Annotated in this window: 27 protein-coding genes; 9 read left to right on the plus strand and 18 right to left on the minus strand. The window is 34.7% G+C overall.

The window, feature by feature from the left end; genetic code table 11:
* Positions 1 to 36: 36 nt before the first annotated feature.
* The 7 genes from TEPIDINF_RS08805 to TEPIDINF_RS08835 all read right to left on the minus strand — a co-directional run bounded on the left by TEPIDINF_RS08805 (position 37) and on the right by TEPIDINF_RS08835 (position 5677).
* Entirely contained in the window at positions 37 to 486 is a 450-nt protein-coding gene (locus TEPIDINF_RS08805; protein ID WP_421691778.1) for a PTS sugar transporter subunit IIA domain-containing protein, read from the minus strand.
* 1 nt (position 487) lies between these two features.
* Positions 488 to 1297: a PTS galactosamine transporter subunit IID gene (gene agaD, locus TEPIDINF_RS08810; RefSeq protein WP_421691779.1), complete on the minus strand. Its 810-nt coding sequence runs from the start codon at positions 1295 to 1297 to the stop codon at positions 488 to 490.
* Entirely contained in the window at positions 1275 to 2069 is a 795-nt protein-coding gene (gene agaC, locus TEPIDINF_RS08815) for a PTS galactosamine transporter subunit IIC (protein WP_421691780.1), read from the minus strand. Before agaC ends, agaD begins: the two co-directional genes overlap by 23 nt.
* 11 nt (positions 2070 to 2080) lie before the next feature.
* On the minus strand, positions 2081 to 2554 hold the full coding sequence (gene agaB / locus TEPIDINF_RS08820) for a PTS galactosamine transporter subunit IIB (protein ID WP_069800702.1): 474 nt from the start codon (positions 2552 to 2554) through the stop codon (positions 2081 to 2083).
* Between the two features lie 113 nt (positions 2555 to 2667).
* Complete coding sequence (locus TEPIDINF_RS08825; protein WP_421691781.1) at positions 2668 to 3843, minus strand: SIS domain-containing protein; 1176 nt, start codon at positions 3841 to 3843, stop codon at positions 2668 to 2670.
* A gap of 95 nt (positions 3844 to 3938) precedes the next feature.
* Positions 3939 to 4670 (minus strand): GntR family transcriptional regulator, encoded by a 732-nt coding sequence (locus tag TEPIDINF_RS08830; protein ID WP_421691782.1) that lies wholly within the window; start codon positions 4668 to 4670, stop codon positions 3939 to 3941.
* Positions 4671 to 4777: 107 nt separating this feature from the next.
* Complete coding sequence (locus TEPIDINF_RS08835) at positions 4778 to 5677, minus strand: Gfo/Idh/MocA family protein (RefSeq protein ID WP_421691783.1); 900 nt, start codon at positions 5675 to 5677, stop codon at positions 4778 to 4780.
* 100 nt (positions 5678 to 5777) lie between these two features.
* Here TEPIDINF_RS08835 and TEPIDINF_RS08840 point away from each other — a divergent pair, with 100 nt between their 5' ends.
* Positions 5778 to 6863 carry a GerAB/ArcD/ProY family transporter gene (locus TEPIDINF_RS08840; protein ID WP_421691784.1) on the plus strand — a complete coding sequence of 362 codons (1086 nt, stop codon included), beginning with the start codon at positions 5778 to 5780 and terminating at the stop codon, positions 6861 to 6863.
* A gap of 29 nt (positions 6864 to 6892) precedes the next feature.
* On the opposite strand, the gene TEPIDINF_RS08845 is transcribed toward TEPIDINF_RS08840, so the two are convergent.
* The 9 genes from TEPIDINF_RS08845 to TEPIDINF_RS08885 form a co-directional block, all read right to left on the minus strand.
* Complete coding sequence (locus TEPIDINF_RS08845) at positions 6893 to 7153, minus strand: YkoF family thiamine/hydroxymethylpyrimidine-binding protein (RefSeq protein ID WP_082732481.1); 261 nt, start codon at positions 7151 to 7153, stop codon at positions 6893 to 6895.
* Positions 7150 to 7839, minus strand: a complete 690-nt coding sequence (locus tag TEPIDINF_RS08850; RefSeq protein WP_421691785.1) for a class I SAM-dependent methyltransferase — start codon at positions 7837 to 7839, stop codon at positions 7150 to 7152. Before TEPIDINF_RS08850 ends, TEPIDINF_RS08845 begins: the two co-directional genes overlap by 4 nt.
* Before the next feature lie 27 nt (positions 7840 to 7866).
* Positions 7867 to 9195 (minus strand): polysaccharide deacetylase family protein, encoded by a 1329-nt coding sequence (locus tag TEPIDINF_RS08855; RefSeq protein WP_421691786.1) that lies wholly within the window; start codon positions 9193 to 9195, stop codon positions 7867 to 7869.
* Positions 9196 to 9283: 88 nt separating this feature from the next.
* The gene (locus TEPIDINF_RS08860) at positions 9284 to 10282 is read right to left on the minus strand and encodes a phosphotransferase (protein ID WP_421691787.1); all 999 of its coding nucleotides are present in this window, start codon (positions 10280 to 10282) and stop codon (positions 9284 to 9286) included.
* Positions 10283 to 10368: 86 nt separating this feature from the next.
* Entirely contained in the window at positions 10369 to 10899 is a 531-nt protein-coding gene (locus TEPIDINF_RS08865; RefSeq protein ID WP_421691788.1) for an adenylyl-sulfate kinase, read from the minus strand.
* A gap of 106 nt (positions 10900 to 11005) precedes the next feature.
* Positions 11006 to 11518 (minus strand): adenylyl-sulfate kinase, encoded by a 513-nt coding sequence (locus TEPIDINF_RS08870; protein ID WP_421691789.1) that lies wholly within the window; start codon positions 11516 to 11518, stop codon positions 11006 to 11008.
* Between the two features lie 114 nt (positions 11519 to 11632).
* A complete protein-coding gene (locus TEPIDINF_RS08875; protein WP_069800721.1) occupies positions 11633 to 12439 on the minus strand; it encodes a DUF2797 domain-containing protein in 807 nt (268 codons plus the stop codon).
* Positions 12440 to 12457: 18 nt separating this feature from the next.
* Complete coding sequence (gene plsY / locus TEPIDINF_RS08880; protein ID WP_069800723.1) at positions 12458 to 13048, minus strand: glycerol-3-phosphate 1-O-acyltransferase PlsY; 591 nt, start codon at positions 13046 to 13048, stop codon at positions 12458 to 12460.
* Between the two features lie 53 nt (positions 13049 to 13101).
* Positions 13102 to 13623 carry an Hsp20/alpha crystallin family protein gene (locus tag TEPIDINF_RS08885; RefSeq protein ID WP_421691790.1) on the minus strand — a complete coding sequence of 174 codons (522 nt, stop codon included), beginning with the start codon at positions 13621 to 13623 and terminating at the stop codon, positions 13102 to 13104.
* Positions 13624 to 13766: 143 nt separating this feature from the next.
* On the opposite strand from TEPIDINF_RS08885, the gene TEPIDINF_RS08890 reads away from it, so the two are divergent.
* The 5 genes from TEPIDINF_RS08890 to TEPIDINF_RS08910 all read left to right on the plus strand — a co-directional run bounded on the left by TEPIDINF_RS08890 (position 13767) and on the right by TEPIDINF_RS08910 (position 15457).
* On the plus strand, positions 13767 to 13988 hold the full coding sequence (locus TEPIDINF_RS08890; RefSeq protein WP_068725813.1) for a spore germination protein: 222 nt from the start codon (positions 13767 to 13769) through the stop codon (positions 13986 to 13988).
* 15 nt (positions 13989 to 14003) lie between these two features.
* A complete protein-coding gene (locus TEPIDINF_RS08895; RefSeq protein WP_068725821.1) occupies positions 14004 to 14207 on the plus strand; it encodes a spore germination protein GerPB in 204 nt (67 codons plus the stop codon).
* A gap of 74 nt (positions 14208 to 14281) precedes the next feature.
* Positions 14282 to 14893 (plus strand): spore germination protein GerPC, encoded by a 612-nt coding sequence (gene gerPC / locus TEPIDINF_RS08900; RefSeq protein WP_421691791.1) that lies wholly within the window; start codon positions 14282 to 14284, stop codon positions 14891 to 14893.
* Positions 14893 to 15060: a spore gernimation protein GerPD gene (locus TEPIDINF_RS08905; protein ID WP_421692158.1), complete on the plus strand. Its 168-nt coding sequence runs from the start codon at positions 14893 to 14895 to the stop codon at positions 15058 to 15060. The genes gerPC and TEPIDINF_RS08905 overlap by 1 nt, the downstream gene beginning before the upstream one ends.
* Positions 15061 to 15070: 10 nt before the next feature.
* A complete protein-coding gene (locus TEPIDINF_RS08910) occupies positions 15071 to 15457 on the plus strand; it encodes a spore germination protein GerPE (protein WP_421691792.1) in 387 nt (128 codons plus the stop codon).
* Between the two features lie 330 nt (positions 15458 to 15787).
* Here the strand turns inward: TEPIDINF_RS08910 and TEPIDINF_RS08915 are convergent, their stop codons facing one another.
* Positions 15788 to 16351 carry a hypothetical protein gene (locus TEPIDINF_RS08915; RefSeq protein WP_421691793.1) on the minus strand — a complete coding sequence of 188 codons (564 nt, stop codon included), beginning with the start codon at positions 16349 to 16351 and terminating at the stop codon, positions 15788 to 15790.
* 198 nt (positions 16352 to 16549) lie between these two features.
* Between TEPIDINF_RS08915 and TEPIDINF_RS08920 the strand changes: the two genes are divergently transcribed.
* Both TEPIDINF_RS08920 and TEPIDINF_RS08925 read left to right on the plus strand, forming a co-directional pair.
* Positions 16550 to 16891: a hypothetical protein gene (locus TEPIDINF_RS08920; RefSeq protein WP_069800733.1), complete on the plus strand. Its 342-nt coding sequence runs from the start codon at positions 16550 to 16552 to the stop codon at positions 16889 to 16891.
* Positions 16892 to 16906: 15 nt separating this feature from the next.
* Positions 16907 to 18061, plus strand: a complete 1155-nt coding sequence (locus TEPIDINF_RS08925) for a S8 family peptidase (protein ID WP_068725835.1) — start codon at positions 16907 to 16909, stop codon at positions 18059 to 18061.
* A gap of 11 nt (positions 18062 to 18072) precedes the next feature.
* On the opposite strand, the gene TEPIDINF_RS08930 is transcribed toward TEPIDINF_RS08925, so the two are convergent.
* Positions 18073 to 19269 carry an MFS transporter gene (locus TEPIDINF_RS08930; RefSeq protein ID WP_068725837.1) on the minus strand — a complete coding sequence of 399 codons (1197 nt, stop codon included), beginning with the start codon at positions 19267 to 19269 and terminating at the stop codon, positions 18073 to 18075.
* A 369-nt stretch (positions 19270 to 19638) separates the two neighbouring features.
* On the opposite strand from TEPIDINF_RS08930, the gene TEPIDINF_RS08935 reads away from it, so the two are divergent.
* The coding region (locus TEPIDINF_RS08935; RefSeq protein ID WP_421691794.1) for a helix-turn-helix domain-containing protein at positions 19639 to 19995 on the plus strand (357 nt) is incomplete at its 3' end.

The following is a 19995-nucleotide window of genomic DNA, read 5'->3' on the forward strand; positions in this document are numbered from 1 at the left end:
TTTATTTTAATAAAACAACTCTGCTTTCTTTCTTGATTAAATTCCTTCCTCTAATTCTTGATTACTTTCTACTTGAAAATTGGTGATCTTCTGAAATCTAATTGTTGCTTGTTTACTTGAGTAAACAATAAAATCTGCTAATTCGCTTATAGAAAGAGTTTCCTTTTGGAATAGCGCTTCTAATATTGAAGCAATATTACATCCAGCAACTACTTCCATATAATTATGATCATTAGCAATTTCTGCTGCAACTTTAAAAGGTGTGCCTCCAAGAATATCACAGATAAATAATATTTGTGAATCTTGATTTTCTTTTACCACATTTGCCATTTTTTCCTTTAAAGTTAAATCCGTATCATTTGCTGTAAAATCAATAAAGTATAAATCATCATTTTTCCCCGCTAATAATTCAATTGAATTTTGTAATCCAGTTGCATAGTTTCCATGTCCGCTTACAATCATGATTTTTTTCATGATTCTTTTCATTTTATAACACTCCTAACACGGACATCACAATCGCCATAATAAATGTTCCCAAGATTAATACAACAGGGCTAACTTTTTTCTTTTTCAAGAAGTAGAACATAAGCAATGTATAAGCCATTGGTAAAATATTTGGGAATATTTTGTCAAAGAAATCAGTTTGTAATGATACCGAATGTTCTGCATTGATTGCGACCTCAGTTAAAATATTGATATGCACATAAGATGCTATTAGACCACCAATAACTGTAACTCCGAGAATAGTTGCAGCTTTAGAGATCGTTTGTGAACTAGTCTTTATTTTTTCAATCGCTTTTACACCCAGATTGTAACCTAGGTGAGTCCATACGATACGAAAAGCAAATATAGTTAAATAAACGCTAAAGAAAATAATTGGCCCTAAAATACTTCCTTGTTCAGCAAATGATGCACTTATCCCTGCCACGATGGGTAGAATCGTAAACCAAAAGATTGCATCCCCTATTCCTGCTAATGGCCCAAACAATGCAACTTTTAAACCTTTTATTAAGTTTCTGTCTTCTTTTCCTTCCTCTAAAGATAATAATAATCCCATTAAAAAGCCGACTAAGTTTGGATGTGTGTTGATAAACTCCAAATTGTCTTTCATTGCTTCAGAGAGACCTTTTTTGTCATCTTTGTATATTTTCTTTATGAATGGTAATTGTGCAACAGTAAAACCACCCGCTTGCATTCTCTCATAGTTAAAGCTAGCTTGCAGGAATGAGGATAATAACCCTAATTTAGTAATATCCTTTTTTGTTAATACTTTATTAGATTCCTTCACTATAGTCATCTCCTTCCACAGCAACTTTTTGTACTAATTGAGCCTTGTTTTTCGCATTGAAGTATTCATAAATGGCGAATGCAGCCCCAACCATAGCAACAGGTAATAGATTAGAAAAAGGAATAAAGGATGCTACTAAAAATCCCACAATTAGATAAGGTACATACTGCCCTTTTAGCATTACTTTTAATAACATTCCAAATCCGACAGCAGGTAATATACCCCCTGCGATTTCAAATCCATGTGTTAACCATGCTGGCATTGATTTTACTAAAAGTTGCATTGCATCTTGGGCAACATATGTGCTTAAAAATACAACAATACCATAAGTCACGGCTACTATAGATGTAGTTAAAATATTTAATCTAATAAAAGATTTAATATCCGCTTCTTCAGCATATTTATCTGCCTTAGCCATAAAAAATGAAAAACTTGAATAGTAGAATAAAATGATATATTGCATTAAAAAGCTAAAAGGTAAAGCTAAACCAATCGCTGTTTTTGCATCTGTTCCAGTTGTATATGCTATCACAACTGTCATCACGCCAGCTAATACTGGGTTTGGTGGTTGTGTACCACCAGCAGGAGTTAACCCTGCAAATGCTAATTCAGTTAATGCACCAGCAATTAAACCAGTTTGTAGATCTCCTAATATAAGTCCAGTTAACGTACTAACAATAATTGGTCTAAAGATAAATAAACCCTCAAGCCAAAAATCAATCCCAACAATAATTGCCATGATTGCTAAAGATATACCTTGCACTAATGTAATATCATGCATAAGATCCCCTCCTACTCAATATTTTCTTTGATATCCCCAGGGACATCTTGTATAAATACATTGATTCCTTTTGATTTAATGTAACGTAGATTTTCTAAGTCTTTATCATCTACATAAACCTTTTTACTAATTTGACGTTTCCCTTGTGAAAAGTGCATGTTACCCACATTTACATCTTTGATAGGTACCCCACCGTCTATTAGTTTCTTTATCTCTTCAGGTGTTTTACATACAATAAAGATTTTTTGTGATGGTGCAGCTTTATGAATAATATTAATGGTATGTTCTACTGTAAAAAATCTAATTCCCGCACCAGATGATTCAGCTGTTACAGCCATCAATTGCTGTTGTAAAGGATCTTTTGCTACTTGATCATCAACAACAACTAATAAATTGGCACCTAATGTCGTAGTCCATGTTACCCCTACTTGGCCATGTACTAATCGGTTGTCTATACGTGCTAATAAAATATTGGGTTCTGCCATTTCAATCACCACCTAGTTAGATTTTAAACGTTTAATAATTCCTTCATCATGTACTTACCCTAGTTTAAGAAAATAATTTAGAATGATTCCTCCTCTCACAAGGAATTGTGCATTTATATGAAATAAGGATGGATGTTAACACCCTTTACTACCCTATTCACACTTCCGTCAGGACACGGATTGTCAGGAGTATACCCTAGTTGAATCGATTTAAACAATGCAAACATTTGAGCCATTAACACATAATTAAAAATTAAATAAACATCATCTTTATAAACTTCTACTTTGTCGCTGATATAAATATAATCATCTACTAAACTTTCAATTTCTTGATTTTTTTCATAGGATACCGCTATTAACTTATGATAATCCTTTTCTGAAGCTAATTCTTTTAGCAAATCGATTTCATATTTCCGTGTATATTCATCGCTAGAAATATATGAAACTACCAAAGTTTGATTATTGATAATTGTTTTTGGCCCATGCCTAAATCCTAAAGAAGAATCATATGTTGCAACAAGTTCACCTTTTGTTAGTTCTAATGTTTTCAATGCAGACTCTGTTGCCAATCCCTTTAATGAAGAAGAGCCTAAATAGATAACTCTATTGAAATCGTTTTCAGCCAAAGCTTTAATTAGTGGAGCTATATTTTCTAATATTTTTTCACCATTATTGATAATCAAGTTAATCTCTTGCTCGATCTCTTCAAAATTCTCAAAAATCAAGAGAGCCGCTAATGTCATAGAACTAAAGCTACCTGTCATTGCAAAACCTTGGTCATTTGAATCCTCAGGCATGAGTAGAAGTAAACTATTTGGATCATTTTGAGACTTTTTGGCTAAATCTCCTTCAGAATTACATGTAATAACAATTTGATACAACTCATTGACAATTTGTTTAGCTAGATCTACAGTAGCAACACTCTCAGGACTATTTCCTGATCTAGCAAATGAAACAAGTAATGTTGGAATATTTGCGAATAAATAATTTTCAGGGTTAGATACAATATCTGTTGTTGCTATAGATTCAAATTTCCCTGGGACTTTTTTATTTAGATATGGAACAATACTCTCACCAATAAATGCTGATGTTCCTGCACCAGTGAAAATAATTCTTATATTATCCTTGTTTAGAACTTTATTTAAAAATGCATCAATAGAATCTTTGTTTCCTTTTACAATATCTAAAGTTTCTTTCCATAACCTAGGTTGTTGTCGAATCTCTTTTGCTGTAACATAGCCAGATATACTCTTTAAATATTCCTCATCATATCCGAATAGTTGCCTCATATTCTCTCCTCTTCTTTCTTCATATTTAAATCATTCTTTAAATCTTATTATTATATAATGATATAATGTCATCATTACCAGTTATACGAAAAAAATTATATATTTAGTACTACCCGATATTTAAAACGATCACCTCTTGCGATACCTACCGTGTACTCAATAATACCAATTTTATCGTAGGTTATTCTTTCGATCATCATACTTGGATGGTTTTCTTTATATTCAAGTAATTCCGCCTCATGTTTTCTCGTATTTACCGGTTGAAAACTTTCCACTGCCTTTGTGAAATTAACATTAAATCTTTCAGTCAAAATATCATACAAAGCTTTCTGCTCAAGATCACTTTGTTTAATATTGGGAAAACGATGATATAGCAAGTAAGTTGTTTCAAGCATCATCGGTTGTTGGTCAGCTAAGCGTAAACGAGTAAATTTATAGACAATATCTCCAATAGAAATATTCATTTTTTTTGCCACCTTAGCATCGCTTTCAATAACTTCAAAATCAACCACTTTTGAAGTAGGATTTTTACCAAGCTTTTTCATCTCTTCTGTAAAGCTATAAAAATGTAATAAATCCTGTTTAAACTCCTTTGGAGAAACAAAAGTCCCTTTTCCATGTTGTTTATAAATATAGCCTTCCTTTTCTAACTCTTGAATCGCTTGCCTTACTGTGGCGCGGCTAATATCATATTTTTCACAAAGTTCGCGTTCAGAAGGTATTTGATCGTTTTCTTTAAGCTTACCAGTTTCAATTTCATCAATAATAATCTCCATCAACTGATAATAAAGTGGTATTCGACTTCCCTTATCTATTATTCGCATCATCTTTCACTTTTCCTTGTATTTTAAATATAATCACATCATGTGGTACGTACCACTTATACTATAACTATAATATTGAAACTATAAATTGTCAATATCTATTCACTGCATTATTTTATTTTCTCAATAATCTTTTCACACCATTCATGGGTTTCTAATGCATCATTCATTAAATTGATTGTCGAAAGATCCTTAGAAACTATTTTTATAAAATCTTCAATGACTCCAACAAATCCCCTTCGATATAATGTAGAATCCCAATCATTGCTTTTAACTATTTTCTCCTCACCATTTTCAGATTGTATGGTCTCTACCAGATTTTTAACGATCCATTTCTTTTTTGGAACGATATATTCAAGTATCTCTTCATTAATTCCATGATCGCGATTCATTATCCCAATTGATGTAAAATTCTTACCCTTAAACTTCACTACAAGTTGGTGTAACTTGCTATTTTGAACAACAGAATCAACATCTAAATGATCAATTTCTCCTCTAGATAGATATCTTAATGTGTCAACGATATGAATATAATCGTCATAAATAACCTCTCGTATCTCTTTTACCTTGTTCACCCTATTTTTTTGCATAATAATAATTTTAGGTTCTTGAGTTTCTGGTAAGTCCTTGTACATTGGGGCATAGCGACGGTTAAAACCTACCATTAGCTTTACATTTTGATCTTTAGCCAGTTGAACGATTTTCCTCGTTTCTTCAATTGAATAAGAAATTGGTTTGTCTACGTAAACATGTATTTTATTTTTTAATAATTTTTCAATAATTGAAGCATGTGCTTCTGTAGCTGTATGAACAAAAGCAGCATCCACATTTTGAGCAATGAGTTCATCTACATGATTTAGACGATGCCTTATTCGGTATTTATCTGCTAAAAAGTTTAATCTGTCATTATTTCTGGTTACAAATATAAGCTCAATCCCTTTCATTGCGGTTATCACAGGAAGATATGCCTTTTCTGCAATTTTTCCTAAACCTATTACCCCTATCTTCAACACTGCTACCTCCTTTAATGCTGCACTATTCTTTGGATAACTATATATTACACTTTTACAAAATGCAATAAAGGGAATAATATATATGGGGGGGATCGCCATGTTAAAAAATGGAAGGATTAATCAATTTCAGCTCTGGCTGTTAATCATTAATTATATAATTGGGAGTGCGTTAATATTTGTCCCAGGAATGGTGACTAGTCAATCTAAGCAAGATAGCTGGATTTCTTTATTGGCTGCTATAGGTCTTGGTAGTCTTTTATTGTTAATCCTCGTTATGATCGCAAACCGTTTCCCCAATCAAACGCTGGTCGAAATCAGCCAAACGCTTTTTGGAAAAGTATTCGGTACGATCATTGCCTTGATTTATGCCACCTATTTTATTCTTTTATCTGGTATTCTCTTACGAGAATTAGGAGATATGATTACAACGACTGTCTTAAAAGAAACCCCTATTATCGCTTTTATCGCAATGATAGGTATTTTGGTTTTTTTTGCAACAAAACAAGGCTTAGAAACAATTGGCCGTATAAATGAAATCATTTCCCTTTTGGCCGTTGGAAGTGTTTGGTTAACTATTTCATTAGTAATCCCTTTAATGAAACTAGAAAGATTGTCACCTATTCTAACTCATGGCCTAAAACCTATAATAAAAGGGTCCTTTACGGCACTAAGCTTTACCTATTTAGAAATGACAGTTTTTCTGATGATCCTGCCATTTTTAAATATTCGCAAACATTTAACTAGAATTGTGATTAGTGGTGGACTAGTGGCAGGCTTTTCTTTATTTGCTATAGTTGTTAGTACGATTCTTGTGTTAAACGTGAGGCCTACTGAACTCTCTATTTTTGCCCCCCTTAATATGGCTCGCTTAATCAATATTGGCGGTTTTCTTACAAGGATTGAATCCTTTATTATTTTAGCTTATATCATTACAATTTTTATTAAATTGGTAATTACTTTTTATGCTGGGGTTTTAAGCCTTACCCAAATCTTTAAACTTACCGATTATCAACCAATTGTTATACCGTTATTGATCATTACCATCGCCTTATCTATGAGTATGATTGAAAGTATTACTGATTTTATCGATTTTATCACTACAACATGGTTTGCCTATATGCTTGCTCTTGGTTTTATTCTTCCACTAATTATGTTAGGAGCTTCTTATTTCAAAAGGAAATGAGAAACCCCTCAGATTTGAAATGCCCTTTCTTAAAGATCACATCCACATTCATTTGAAATCTGGGTATTTAACACAATCTGTTGCCCATTTTGCTTAGCTGTATCAAATAAGAGGCGAACCGCTTTCCACACTAGATCATCAGGTCCTTTAAAAATCGTACTCATAGATCCTACTTCTATCGTTAAACCTTCTTCTTTTAACGGTTTTACAGCATCTAAGGCTTCTACAATCACTTGGTCAAACTCTTTTGTAGCCAACGGGTAAAGAGCTACCTGACAGGATATCATCATTTCTCCTCCTTATCCCAGCGAACGGCAAAAAAGCCTGCCTGTTCTGCTTGTAATTCCTGTTTTTCTTTTTCTTGCTGCCACGCATCTTTTTCATTAAATTCCAGAACGGGTGGTAAATATAATCCTTTTTTAATCGTTAAAGGATAGGGTAATAAGTCCTCTAGTTCTTTCTCTGTATAAAGATGTGCCTTAGCAAATAAATTGTTTGGATCTTCTATTGCTTTTTGTCGATATAATTCTCCCCATGGGCTTTTCTTTGTTAATAAACCAACTACTAACCGACCGTTTGGCTTTAGGACTCTCATCGCCTCGCGTAAAACCAATTGAGGTTGATCCATAAATTCTATCGCTGTAACAGAAATCACTAAGTCAAAACTATTACCAAGAAATGGTAGATAGTGAGCATCACCTAAGTTCCAATCAATCGACAACTTCTCCGCTTCCGCTTTTTCTTTGGCCACCTTCATCATTTCTACTGATTGATCGATGGCTATTACATTTAACCCTTTCCTAGCAAGCCATAATGAATAGGTTCCAGTGCCAGAACCAATATCTAACACTTTCTCACCTTGTTTTGGACTTGCTAATGATTCAATCAATTCCTTTTCAACCCTATCGACAAAGTTGCCAAGCTTTGTTTGATACCAAGTATCATAATCTTTTGCAAAAGCATCAAACCATGCCATTTATTTACCTCTTTTCTTAAACATTTTCTAATTTCTATAAGTATACAAAAATAGAGAAGGAAAGGTAAAGTAAATCCTGGAAAGACGGGTCACTATAGTCTGAAATCCTGTTTCCCAGCTTGAGATGATTTTACTCCAAATCGATTCTTCTTTTGTAACAAATGATCCCTGATCATCCTGTTCTAAAATCAAGTAGGTCATTTCCTCATTCCAGTGAATGTTCTTTTGAAAAACTTGGATGGCAGGTATCAATGGTATATACCATTCTTGTCCGATTCGTTTTAGTTCTTGACCTCTTATCATAAGCGAAGTATTTTCTTTGTATAGTCTTATGATTTTCGTCCGTTCATCCACCATTACTCTTGTATCAAGAAGGATTGGAGCCTGTTTTAAAGGGAGCCACCACATCTCATCTTGATAAGAATAAATGACCTCTCCAATCTTCTCGTAATAAGGTTCAACCATCCAAACATCAACGAGTTTATCCTTCTGCTCTTCTTTTTGCTCTACTTCTGCAATTTTTTTCTTTTCCACTTCTCTAACGAAAGTGTCTCTAATTTCAAATTCATTATTTCTCTTCCATCTTGTTGCCGTTTCGGGTTGGATAATAGGTTCTACTTGTTCAGATAACGCTTTAAATTGATATCCTTTCTCCTTGTAATATTTGATGATCGATGGTAAGGCTCCTACTGTATTTACGTGTGACTTGCTATCATGCATGAGCACGATTAATTTTTTGGTCACTTTTGATTGTTTTACAGTTGCAATGATTTCCTTAGCGGGTACACCTATGCGTTTGGAATCTCCACTATCTACATTCCAATCATAGACCAAATAATCTGCTTGATCCATAAAATAGAAATAAAAACTATCCCAGTTCTTATAAGTCCCTCCTGGTGTTCGAACCAAGGAAGTACGAATCCCTGTGATATCGTAAATCACTTTTTCTGTTTTCTGAATTTCTTGCCAAAAATCTGAGAAACTACTGTACAAATTTTTATACTGATGGGTATAGGAGTGATTTCCAATCGAATGTCCTTCTTCCACAATTCTTTTGATGATTTTTTTATTTTGTTCTGCTGCTTTACCTACGACAAAAAAGGTTGCTTTTATTCCTTCCTTTTTTAAAATATCTAATACCTTCGGAGTTAATTCACTTGGCCCATCATCAAAGGTTAAATAGACCGTTGCTTTTTCCTCTTCTATAAAATTTCGTTCCTTTAATATTCGCTTTCCTGATAATAAGGTCTGATAGATTGGATTAGCACTTTCAGCTTGTCCTATTGTAGAAAAGTAGAAAAAGATTTGTGAGATAACAAGTATTAGGCTAATAAGACACTTCTTTTTAAAGACCATTATTCTTCCCCCTTTGATGTTCTATTACATGTATATGGGGCTAGTCCTAAAATAGAAGTTAAAAAAAACTAATATACTGGTGTGTATATTAGGGACAAAATAGTGTAAATAGTGGTTCTTTATCTATTTCTGATTCTATCATTTCTTTTAATTTATAAAGATCTTTTGGCTTCAAATCTTTTTTATCAAAATAACGAATCGACCCGCTATAAAATCTTCTTGGAAAAGCTAAATAGGAGAAAAAAATCTTCCATTCATCATCAGTGATTGGACGAGATAATTTTGATTGATAACCATTTAAAAATGTAAAGACCATCTGAGTATCCCAGTGGTAGGGTTTTGCATGATGTTCAAGAAAATGAGCAAGATCTTTAACACGTTCTGCAAAAGCTAATGTTTCAAAATCGATAAGCCATATTTCTCCTGCTTCATCTAACATGATATTTCGAGATTGTAATGCTCCGTGACATAAAGCGGCTGATTCAGGATAGAACTGTAAAAGTGCATGATAGTCAACATCTTTAATATATTGGTATGCAAGTTCGTTTCGCTTAAGCAGAAAATCCAACATTTGTTTTTCCAATGAATTGAAGGATTTATACAAAAATTTTTGATCCCATTCGAAAAGTTTTTGATATGAATGTTGAAGAAAATCTGGCTGTTTTCCCCATTCAAATCTATCGCTATCTTGTTCGGGTCTAATTTCTAATGTTGCATGATGAAAGTCAGCCAAGGTCTCTCCAATTTTTTTTACATATGGATAGCTTTTATTGGGGATTTCTTCTAGATCAAGCCATTCCTCCATAAAATAATCTTTTTTCTCATACTTGATTAAATAGTTTCCTTCTTTTGAACGAAGAAAATTAGGAATTTTTGTATAACCGTGATCTCTAATCTTTTGAAGATAATTCGCAATCAACGGCAGATCAGTTAATTCTTCAGCACCTTTAAATCCAAATAATCCAACAGACGTGTTCACTTTATAGACAGCCCGAACTTTTACCATTGAATGAACTTTTAAATCGTAATGTTTCTCAATCAGTGATTTTATTATATCTGGTGAAAGATCAACATTTGCAGAGAGCATTGAAAACATCCCTTTTATGACAATTTTTGCGTGCTTTCATAATCTTGTAAAAGCGTCATATCCCTTGGTAAAGGGCGTAATTCATTCTATGTGTATTCATCCACTTTTGCTCCTGCAATCATTCCATGGGCTGATAAATAGTCTAATATTTGTTGAACTGCATCATTAGGAGAAAGCTGATCAGTATCAATAATCATTTCTGGATGATTTGGTTCTTCGTAATAATGAATGGTAGAAGGGTATCTTGAATATTTAGCCAGTTGATCTCTTTCTAACCTTGTATTCAAAGAACATCTTAAATAGATCTCTACAAAATCATCAATTTCGTTACGAGCAGTCTCTCTCATTTTGCGCAAACGTCCTACAGAAGAAATCAAGACAATAATACGATGTTTATACAGAAGTTTTGCCACATAGATAATATTCGTGGATTTCTGCTTTTGCCTGATAAACCAGTCAGAACTTAATTCTTTTGTTAATGAACGAGGTACTTCATCACTATCAATTCGTTCTACATCATAACCTTTTAATTTTAATTCTTTTTCCAACAATTTGCTTATCGTTGTTTTTCCCGCATTGGGTAAACCGGTGAACCAAATCACTAGCCCTTTTTGCATAGTTATTCACTTCTTTTCCATATGATTGTTAATTTAAATTATTCATCCAAAGATAAATTGGATTGGATTAGAACCCTTTAGAGAAAAGAGGTGTAGAAAAAGGGCATTATCTTCCCTTTAGAAAACCTTTCATTTGAAGATATTGCATAATCAAATTTACACTTTCATTTGGTTGCTTGTGATTTGTATCAATGACAACATCAGGATTATTAGGTTTTTCGTAATAATCAAAATAGTCACGATGAGTTTGATATTTTTTTTCAAAATCACGTTCTAATCTTACTTCTAATGGGCAAGTGAGATAAATTTCAATAAAATTAGGTACTTGCTTTCTCAACAGTTCTCTCCATTCACTAAACCTTCCTACGGATGCAATAAGGACAAAATAGTTATTATCATATAATAAACGAGAAAGAAAAGATATATTTTCAAGTTTTAACCTTTGCCTTTCTTCCCAACGATCGGCTTGAGGTTTAATAATGGATAAAGGTAGTGTATCACTGTCAAGTCTATAACAACGGTATCCTTTTTGTTGCAATTCACTGAAAAGTAATTTTGATAATGTCGTTTTTCCCGATTTGGAATGTCCGGTAAACCAAATAATAAGTCCTTGTTGCAATGTTTGTTCCTCCTCGCTATTAAACACAAAATGGAATTGCTCCGTTGCACTTATACTTTTCTAAAGTGAGAAAAAAGAGTGTAATAAAACCACTCCTTGGTTTTATTACACTCTTTAAATTGATTCATCTATTAGTTCAATTTGAACAAGATAACCAGCATGTTTTTTGATATTGATCACTCCGGAATCCAAAAGTAAATACTGTCCTTTAATTCCAAGTAAACGGCCTTCAATTTTGGATTGCTTATCCAAAGTTAGAGAAGAAATATGATCTAGGGTCTCGAGTATAGGATAAATAAATGCATGGATTTGTTCAACTTCTAATAAATAAGGGTGGAATTCTTCAGGAATCTTTTCTCGTATCTCCTCTCTGATTTTAAAAAGATCCTTTTCTGCAATTTCTCCTTTTAGCATCTTTCGCCAATTGGTTTTATCTGGCATAAACTGGGATAAATAAAATTCCAATTCACCCGCCATTTTTCGTGTAGGAAGCTCAGCAATTGGGATTGACTGAACCGCTCCTTGATCTACCCAACGTTTAAAAGCATTTGTCTTTCTTGTTAACCCTACTTTCACATCACTGCTTAAAGCCAGATATACATAATGAGGCACCATACAATGATCTTCTGCAAACGATTCATCACGACAAGTACCTTGATCAAAATGGCACTCATGTGGCTTTACGATACATAGGTCATTTTGTGGTAACTTGACAAAACACGGATAACAGGAACCATTATTATATGATTTCTTGATTTTTCTACCACAATGAATACAATGGATCTCATTTTGATAGCTTAGTTTCATCTGTTTTCCTATATATGGATTTAAATGAATATTTTCTTCATTGATCTGTAAGAAATATTGAACGGGTTCCTCTACTTTATGTACCAGTTCTCTCAATTCCCCGCTGACTTTCAATAGATTAACTCCTCTCAATTATAACTTCTTTTTTTGAAAAACTTTGTTTTCTGTTCCTTCCATTAAACGCTTAATATTTGAATGGTGGCGGAAAATAATAAACAACACAAAGAATACCCCTGCTAATTTAATTGATATAGATTCCTCTACAATAAAAAGAGAAATCCCTACTGTTATCGCTGCAAACATGGATGATAACGATACAAATTTAGTGGTGAATAAAGTAATGGCAAAAGCAATAGCACCAAATAAAACGGTTAAAGGATTCAAAACAAGCATCACTCCGGCGCTTGTCGCCACACTTTTCCCCCCTTTGAATTTGGCAAAAATTGAATAAGAATGACCAAAACTAGCTGCCACACCTGTTAAAGCAGCAATCGTTTCTCCACCAAGGTAAAGGGCGATCCCTGTGGGAATTACGCCTTTTAGAATATCAGCAATCGAAACCAAAAAACCCGCCTTTTTACCCATAACGCGGAAGGTATTCGTGCCACCAATATTTCCACTACCATGTTTGCGAATATCGATATTTTTCCTTTTACCTACGATTAAAGCAGAGGGAATAGATCCTAACAAATAACCAATGATCATGGCCAAAAATACATCCATATGATTCTCCTTCAGCAAATGCATACTTTAATAACATAATAGCAAAAATTTAATTATTTTTCATCATGAACAAATTGGACATTCACAATATCAGTGCGATTTGTTTTTAAAATAGGAACTCTAATCTCTAATAGACCATTTTGGTACCTAGCATAGATTCGTTTACTATCAAATACGACTGGAATCATCACACTTCTTGAAAAGTTTCCTAACTTTCTTTCTGATTTTATGATTTCCTTTTCCGAAAAATCGTAATTTGATCGAACCTCCCCTTCAACCGTTAGTCTTGATCCAGCAATTTTAATCTGAAGGTCATTTTTTTTAATTCCCGGAATTTCAAAGATAAAGAGCATCTCATATGGCTTTTGGACAATATCCATCGGTACGGATCTAGAAAACCTTTTATCAAAATTTGCATCCTCACCCATAACTTTTCCATTCTTAAATACTCGATCAAAAAACTGCTGATCAAAGGGATTATTCTCTCCAAAAAAACCTTCAACTAAATCTTTATCTTTAAATATATCCTCTTGAAATGGATTGTTTTTTATAAAATCGAAAGGATTAAATGCCATTGTTCTTCCTCCCTTAAGCATTTTTATATCAATCTATGCAATTGTTGAATAAGGGGGAACCATTATTTCTAAATAGACATATAGTAAATCATGAGAATTTTTATGGGTATTCAACTATATGATAAAGTAAAGGATGTTTGCATATGCCTTCAATCGTAGGAGGAGTGAAAATAAACAGCGTAGGTACTGGTGGAATTGTCAATATTGGCGATGCCTTATACCTTTCGCCAAAAGTTACTTCAAAATCCTATGCAGGTTCTGGATCCTTTAATACTGGGGATTTTTTGAATACCAATAATGGGTTAAGCAATACTAATACACTTGATAATGATTTACTAGAAGCAGATAACCCTGTTAACACTTAGTAGGGGGGAATCGTCATGAATCTTCATGTGAACCAAACGATTATTATTCATAATATAAGAATAAACAGTATTGGAAATTCATCGGTTTTCCAAATTGGAAGTGCCGGAATTATCAAGCCATTATCACAGCTTTACAATACAGGTGGATTTACTGAACCAGTTCCAGAACTTCGACCACCTCAAGCTCCTTGGTCGCAGTTTCCTCATCCAACCTATTAAATTTTTGTCTTTAGGCTAACACCTAACTTTAATTAGGTGCATAAAATAGGGAAAACAATGTAGGGGGGATGTATATGCATGACAACTCAGATCTATATGAATATGTTCAACATCTTTATTCCCATGTAAAAGGTCAAAACGATCGTATCAATCAATTAAATGCTTTGCTCTTACAATTGCAAGAACAAATGGAAGTAATAAAAAAAGACCGTCAAATAAACATTGAAAAAATTGAGTATAAATTTGATCAATTAAAAATTGAAACCCTTGAAGGAACCTTAAATATTGGACTCACTCCTAATGGTTCAGGCATGTTTGAAGAACTAGCAGTCAATCAACAAGTTGCTGAAGATGTCAAAGTTTATTCGACAAAACACGCTGATCTTTTTACACAGATCCAAGAGTCTGTTCTACAGTATTTAAATCATGATGTTTTTAAAGACATCAATCAAATCGAACAAAAATACTTTCGTACAATAGAAAGTGATCAACAAAGACAAATGGTGATCGAAGATATCAAAAAGCAAATGGATGAACGTATCCATCTATATCTAAATCAGTATAAAAACTGGGATAAAGAAAATGAACAAGAAATCGAAAAAAATATCGTCCAGCAAATCATATCTGACATAAAACAAGCCATTGAGTATTTTATTCAAAACTTACCGCAAAAGGAGAATAAATGATGAACTTTTTTGTCGTCAACCGACAGCTCTCAGTAGGAAATATAAAAGTTATTGGTGTTGCTATTTCTTCTGTCTTTCTAGTAGGAGACACTGAAGTGATTACTAGTTCTTCGATCTTTGATACTCCACCTGAGGCTGTACAATACTTGCCGCTTGTTCGTCTATAATGGAGGAAGAATGAATAAACGAATATCAGTCGTTAATAGTGTGAATGTGAAGCTTATGCTTTTTGGATCGATTCTTCAGGTGGGTGATAGCCGTTTTATTACCCCCCGTGCTAATGTATTTGCTGTGCAAAGAGAATTACCTATCTTTGATGACCAAGAAGATCATCTTTCAAAATACCCCTTATTTACAAAACCGATACCTACACCATCCATTACAGAGCCTTTACAAATGAAGATCAAAAATGAGTCTCCGTATATTCAAGTGGGAAACATCAAAGTGAATGGGTTGTCCACAGCAGCAATCGTTCAAATTGGTTCTAACCATCGGATCGATGTGGAAGCACGTGTAAAGCATATTCGAATATTATTACCAAGAGTACCTAAGAATCAGTCTTAGGTACTATTTTTATGCGTTTTTCGCCCATTTTTATAAAAATGGTTGTCTAGCCTAAGCCATTAAAGCTTGATTGTCATAAGTTAGTATTAAGACACCTAGCAAACAGCCAAGGAAGGAGCTGTGATCGATGCAGTGGAGTCTTAGACACCTTCTTCTCTTCATACTAACGCTCATTGTTATATTCTGGTTTATATTTCCTGAGGAGTTTATGTGGAAAGGCTAATCACCATTTTTGGAAGGGTAACCTTTCAAAAATAACAAGGGCTCATCAACCTCACAAAGAAGAAAGCCGAATGAGATCGGCTTTCTTCTTTCATGTGTTGATTCCTATTATTTTTTTTGTAAGAACAGTTTTGCCATCATATCTTGAAATGCAGGATTTTTAATGATTTCAAAAATATTGATGTTTTCAAAGGGGTTTTCTTCTTGGGAATGATTTCTTTTTTCTGATGTGTCCTCTTCTTCATTATCATCATTATTCTGCATATTACCGAAAAAAGGTAACATAAATGGTGGTGGGGCAGGTTTTTTTACTTTATTCTTTGGTGTCTCCCCTTGAGAAGTTCCATTTCCACCTCCAGATAAATTTACGTTTGCTAAAGCTTTAACTACCTCTCGAAGAACACCATTATCCTTAAATGCCATAACCACAGTATGAGCAACACTCATCCATTGTTCTAATTGCCTAGCCATCACCGACAATTCTTTTGTTAAGACTCTCATATCATCTATTTTCCCGACCAAATCAAAATTTTTTAAACGAAATCCTTCTGGAAATAATGCTGGTAATTGACTATTCGGCTGCTCATCGATCACTAATGTTCTGGGGGTTCTTTTTTGTCTTGGTGTCTTTGACGATTGTTGTGACTTGCTGTTTTTATGATGGGAACTCACTTTTTGACTCCTCCTCTAATTCCCTTTTCTAAAGACTCTCATTATATGCTATGACCCAGTATGGGTGACGTTTCGCCCAATTGTTTACAAACAACTATTGTTTACGCCCAATTTTCAATTTTTAAGCATTTATAGGCAATATCCCATCACAGATTTCAGCCTTCTCTAGTAAGTTATTATATAAGGGAGGTATGCATTGTGGCAGAACAAAAACCAACAAAAAAGGATTTTGTGGATTTAATTAATACGGTAATGGGTACAAATGTCATGACTGAAGACCAGCTCACCCGTTTTTTAAATGAAGCAAAACATGTAAAGGATACAAGTGGTACAGAAGGACTTTTAGAATACGTACAAAGGGTAACCAATGCACCAACAAGTAAAGATCAATTAAAAAAATTAGCGAATCAAATTCAGCAAACGGGAAGTGCAGGGGCTGCTCTTGATTTCTTAAAAAATGAAAATCTATTAACAGAACAACAAGCAAGGAAATTAAACAAAGCCATTGAACAAACGGCAAAGAAGAAGAAAAAAAAATAGAAGGGAGTTATTAAAATGACTCCTCATCCCTGGCACCCTCATCTTTTTTTAAGACAATGGATTGAAGATCAGCGGGGCAGACGGAATCAACAATATGAGCATAAAATTCTGTTTCTTAGGCCAAACGCATCAGCACGTGCCTGTTACCGTGATTTACGTCTTTGTCGAATTCGAAACCTGAAATATCTTAAACACCTACATGCTTTTGTTGGGTTGTTCCCTAAAGATTATCCATCAAGTGCCTTTAGGAACCATCCAGCCCTTTTTCAAGTTGAAGAAGACATTGATGTGCAAATCTTTATTCCTGTGAAAGGGAAAGTGACACCAAAGGCACAAGTTGTTCCATGGGGGATTCGAAGAATCGGAGCAGAAAAGGCATGGTCAAAAACGCAAGGAAAAGGGGTACGCGTTGCTGTACTTGATACAGGGATTGCTTATGACCATCCAGATCTACACAACAATGTCAAGGGTGGAGTCAATATTCTAAATCCTCTTCTTCCACCCTATGATCACAATGGACACGGAACACATGTGGCCGGTACAATAGGTGCGGTAAATAACCAGTTTGGTGTAGTAGGTGTTGCACCAAAAGTAGATCTTTATGCAGTAAAAGCCTTTAATAAAGACGGTACTGCAAAACTGTCTGATATTATTAAAGCCATTGACTGGTGTATTGGCAATGGCATACAGATTATTAATATGAGCTTTGGTTTTAATGAACCCAGTGCTTCTTTTAGGGAAGCGATTGCTAGAGCCCATCAGGCAGGTATTATTATGATTGCAGCATCTGGGAATAAAGGTACAAGGGGACGGCTAGAATATCCAGCACAATTTGAGGAGACCATTGCTGTAAGTTCTATCAATGAACAGGATCAAATTTCAAAATTTAGTACGATTGGCCCGAATATTGATTTAGCTGCACCCGGGGAAAAAATCACCTCTACTTGGTTGAACGATTCCTTTAGAGAATTAAGCGGAACCTCGATGGCTGTTGCTCATGTTTCAGGCGTTGCTGCCCTGATGTTAAGCAGATACCCGAATTTAACGCCTCAACAGCTTTCTTACATGCTAAGACGCTCAGCAACAAGGCTTAAAGATTCCTCATCCTTTGCCCAAGGTTTTGGCGTTGTCAATGCTTCTGTCCTCGCAGAAAGAGCCGTTGGAGAATAATCCAATGGCTCTTATATATTAGTTTTCCTTCTGTTTATGCATCTTTTTACTAATGTACTAAAGATCCCAAAAAATGCAAAAGAAACGACAACGACTCCAATTAAGTAGAACAAACTTTGTGGAGAAATATGATTAATGAAGCTTCCCCCTAGATAAGGCCCAATAATACTACCAACCCCAAAATGAATGGTAGCGATGATATTGGCAGTTGGAATCAATGCTGGTCCGATTAGATCGGCCACATAAGCTAAGCCCAATGAATACAATGATCCGACTAGCCCGCCAGCTAACGTAAAGATGATATATAAAAGAATCGTGGTATGAAACATAGGAACGAGGGCAAAAAGAATTCCTCCACTAAAAGTAGCAAGAATTAAGACTTTTCTTCTCCCGATATAATCACTTAATGTACCAAGCGGAAGCTGCAAGATTAAACTACCGATCACAAAAGCAGATAATAGTTTAGAAATAGTTGAGAGCTCTAGTCCTGTTCTCATCCCATAGATCGGAAAGATAGAGTTAAGTGTAGATTCTAAAAAGCCATAGATAAAGAATGGCATTAAAGCAACCCCTGCGATCGCATACACCTTCAGATAACGCTTCTCTACATGAGTTTCTCGGCCTAATTTCGGCTTTTCATTTTGTAACCGTAAGATCGGAATAAGAATAATGAAAAAGAGAAGCACGGAAACTGCAAAAGGTACCCATTCTCCATAAGGGAGTAACATTAATCCTAATGGTCCAGCAGCAAACCCAATCCCATAGGAAAGACCATAAAGCGAAATACTCCTTCCTCGTTTATTAGCAGCCACTGTTGAAGTAATCCATACCTGTGTAGCAAAATGAAGGGCATTGTCCCCAATCCCAACAAGAAAACGTAAAAGAATCCAAAAATAAAAGTTAAGCCATAAGGGAAATAGGATCATGGATCCGATTAACAAACTCATTCCAAACAAAATAATCGGTTTATACCCAAATTTCCGTACAGGTGCTTCCATAAAGGGTGAAGCAAGCAGCATTCCTACATAAAGAGCTGCAGAACTTAGCCCGTTGAAATCAGCTCGAACCCCTTGGCGATCTAAGATTACAGATAATAAAGATAATAAAAGTCCCTGACTAAAGCCAGAAATACTAACGGTTGCGACTAAAATAAAAAAACGTTTTTGAAAACCTTTAGTATGATGGTAAGCTATAGCTGCTTCTGACATGAAGAATACTTCCCCCTTCTAATTACACTCTTTCATCTTATAAGAAAGAAAAGGGTTAATCAACTCTGTATATTTAACATGTACAATATGATAGAATTTAACTTCCCTCCGAAAGAAGTCTCCCACTTCTAAACGTGAAGGTGTGCCAGTACCAGTGAAAGTAGGAGATGAATTTCGGTTAGGCGTAGCCTAAAGTTGTCTTTTTTTGCTATGATATAATTAGTCTTATATAAATGAAAGGCTGATATATCAATGAAATTAGACTGGGTGAAAATTACAATATTTCCTTAGTAGAATGGAATCACGATGTTGAGAAGCTTTTGCTTACTCACAACGGGTGGTGCGCCCATTGAAGCGAGGTGATTCGATATGGCAAACAAAGCATATAAGTTCCGTCTGTACCCAACACAAGAACAAGAGCAATTTCTTGCGAAAACCTTCGGTTGCGTTCGTTTCGTCTACAATAAAATGTTGGCTGAACAAAAGGAAACATATGAGAAGTTCAAGGACGACAAAGAAGCCTTGAAAAAGCAAAAATTCCCGACTCCTGCCAAGTACAAAAAGGAGTTTGCATGGCTCAAAGAAGTCGATAGCCTTGCGTTGGCAAATGCTCAACTGAATTTGCAGAAGGCATACCAAAACTTCTTCTCTGGTCGTGTTGAATTTCCTAAGTTCAAAAGCCGCAAGGCGAGACAGTCCTACACAACCAACGTGGTCAACGGAAAT

Source organism: Tepidibacillus infernus (assembly GCF_048898065.1).
In the GTDB taxonomy this organism is placed as follows: domain Bacteria; phylum Bacillota; class Bacilli; order Tepidibacillales; family Tepidibacillaceae; genus Tepidibacillus_B; species Tepidibacillus_B infernus.

What these genes read in the sequence shown, in the direction of transcription:
- TEPIDINF_RS08805 (WP_421691778.1), bottom strand. Translation starts at nt 486, where the DNA reads ATGAAAAGAATCATGAAAAAAATCATGATTGTAAGCGGACATGGAAAC.
- agaD (WP_421691779.1), bottom strand. Translation starts at nt 1,297, where the DNA reads ATGACTATAGTGAAGGAATCTAATAAAGTATTAACAAAAAAGGATATT.
- agaC (WP_421691780.1), bottom strand. Translation starts at nt 2,069, where the DNA reads ATGCATGATATTACATTAGTGCAAGGTATATCTTTAGCAATCATGGCA.
- agaB (WP_069800702.1), bottom strand. Translation starts at nt 2,554, where the DNA reads ATGGCAGAACCCAATATTTTATTAGCACGTATAGACAACCGATTAGTA.
- TEPIDINF_RS08825 (WP_421691781.1), bottom strand. Translation starts at nt 3,843, where the DNA reads ATGAGGCAACTATTCGGATATGATGAGGAATATTTAAAGAGTATATCT.
- TEPIDINF_RS08830 (WP_421691782.1), bottom strand. Translation starts at nt 4,670, where the DNA reads ATGATGCGAATAATAGATAAGGGAAGTCGAATACCACTTTATTATCAG.
- TEPIDINF_RS08840 (WP_421691784.1), top strand. Translation starts at nt 5,778, where the DNA reads ATGTTAAAAAATGGAAGGATTAATCAATTTCAGCTCTGGCTGTTAATC.
- TEPIDINF_RS08845 (WP_082732481.1), bottom strand. Translation starts at nt 7,153, where the DNA reads ATGATGATATCCTGTCAGGTAGCTCTTTACCCGTTGGCTACAAAAGAG.
- TEPIDINF_RS08850 (WP_421691785.1), bottom strand. Translation starts at nt 7,839, where the DNA reads ATGGCATGGTTTGATGCTTTTGCAAAAGATTATGATACTTGGTATCAA.
- TEPIDINF_RS08855 (WP_421691786.1), bottom strand. Translation starts at nt 9,195, where the DNA reads ATGGTCTTTAAAAAGAAGTGTCTTATTAGCCTAATACTTGTTATCTCA.
- TEPIDINF_RS08860 (WP_421691787.1), bottom strand. Translation starts at nt 10,282, where the DNA reads ATGCTCTCTGCAAATGTTGATCTTTCACCAGATATAATAAAATCACTG.
- TEPIDINF_RS08865 (WP_421691788.1), bottom strand. Translation starts at nt 10,899, where the DNA reads ATGCAAAAAGGGCTAGTGATTTGGTTCACCGGTTTACCCAATGCGGGA.
- plsY (WP_069800723.1), bottom strand. Translation starts at nt 13,048, where the DNA reads ATGGATGTATTTTTGGCCATGATCATTGGTTATTTGTTAGGATCTATT.
- TEPIDINF_RS08885 (WP_421691790.1), bottom strand. Translation starts at nt 13,623, where the DNA reads ATGGCATTTAATCCTTTCGATTTTATAAAAAACAATCCATTTCAAGAG.
- TEPIDINF_RS08890 (WP_068725813.1), top strand. Translation starts at nt 13,767, where the DNA reads ATGCCTTCAATCGTAGGAGGAGTGAAAATAAACAGCGTAGGTACTGGT.
- TEPIDINF_RS08895 (WP_068725821.1), top strand. Translation starts at nt 14,004, where the DNA reads ATGAATCTTCATGTGAACCAAACGATTATTATTCATAATATAAGAATA.
- gerPC (WP_421691791.1), top strand. Translation starts at nt 14,282, where the DNA reads ATGCATGACAACTCAGATCTATATGAATATGTTCAACATCTTTATTCC.
- TEPIDINF_RS08905 (WP_421692158.1), top strand. Translation starts at nt 14,893, where the DNA reads ATGAACTTTTTTGTCGTCAACCGACAGCTCTCAGTAGGAAATATAAAA.
- TEPIDINF_RS08910 (WP_421691792.1), top strand. Translation starts at nt 15,071, where the DNA reads ATGAATAAACGAATATCAGTCGTTAATAGTGTGAATGTGAAGCTTATG.
- TEPIDINF_RS08925 (WP_068725835.1), top strand. Translation starts at nt 16,907, where the DNA reads ATGACTCCTCATCCCTGGCACCCTCATCTTTTTTTAAGACAATGGATT.
- TEPIDINF_RS08930 (WP_068725837.1), bottom strand. Translation starts at nt 19,269, where the DNA reads ATGTCAGAAGCAGCTATAGCTTACCATCATACTAAAGGTTTTCAAAAA.